Genomic DNA, 303 nt, shown 5'->3' on the forward strand with positions numbered 1-303 from the left:
AGCACTGCCAGCAAGAGGAAAGTTTGGGGTTTTTAACAGAACACATTACGAAAATGTTCTGGTAACGCGTGTACATCCTAATTACTTAATGTATGAAAATATGCCAGATATTAAGAGTGTAGATGATGTCACTGATGCCTTTTGGGATCGACGCTTTGAGGAAATAAATAATTTCGAAAAACATATAGCTGATAATGGTACTATTTTGTTTAAATTCTTTCTAAACATATCAAAGGATGAACAGAAAAACAGACTATTAAGAAGATTAAATAAACCGAACAAACACTGGAAATTTTCTTCGGA

At 33.0% G+C, this 303-nt stretch carries 1 pseudogene; it reads left to right on the plus strand.

Going from position 1 to position 303, the window contains the following annotated elements:
- Positions 1–303, plus strand: a pseudogene (locus tag ACTG3Y_RS05585) (polyphosphate kinase 2 family protein); the annotation flags it as partial.

Origin of the sequence: Winogradskyella sp. (genome assembly GCF_965656915.1) — a bacterium.
Lineage (GTDB): Bacteria > Bacteroidota > Bacteroidia > Flavobacteriales > Flavobacteriaceae > Winogradskyella.